Annotated in this window: 1 protein-coding gene; it reads left to right on the top strand. The window is 70.2% G+C overall.

From position 1 onward, the window contains the following. Positions 1-64: 64 nt before the first annotated feature. The coding region (locus DAI20_RS20410) for a ribonuclease domain-containing protein (protein ID WP_205781555.1) at positions 65-513 on the top strand (449 nt) is incomplete at its 3' end.

Raw genomic sequence — 513 nt, forward strand, 5'->3', positions numbered from 1 at the left:
CGCAAGGCCTTGAAGACGGTCACTGACCCGTTCTGCACGCCGTCAACGGCTACCATGTAGGGCGATGACTACCAAAAAACCAAGCAAGGGCGGGAGTACCCCCCGCAGCCAGGCCCCGAACAAGGGCGCCAAGGCGGGCACAGCCCGCACCACCAAGCCGGGCAAGCCGTTGCCGGGCTGGTTCCCTGAATTGAATGAAGGCGGCGCGCCACCGCGAGGCCGCAAGGTCCGCAGTGCCGACGCCCCTGGCCCGGCGCCGGGCCGCAAGCTGCCGCCGACCGGCAAGGTGATCGACGATCCCCATGCCGCCCCCGAAGCCGAGAAATACGAACAGCCCATCGCCAGCCGCGAGGCCATCCTGGCCCTGCTGGAGCGTTGCGAAGGGCCGCAGACCGCTGAAGAACTGGGCGCGCGCCTGGGCCTGACCGCACCCGACCGGGCCGAGGCGCTGTCGCGCCGGCTCGGCGCCATGGTCCGTGATGGCCAGCTGGTGCAGAACCGCCGCGGTGGCTT

Source organism: Planctomonas deserti, from assembly GCF_003067705.1.
GTDB lineage: Bacteria > Actinomycetota > Actinomycetes > Actinomycetales > Microbacteriaceae > Planctomonas > Planctomonas deserti.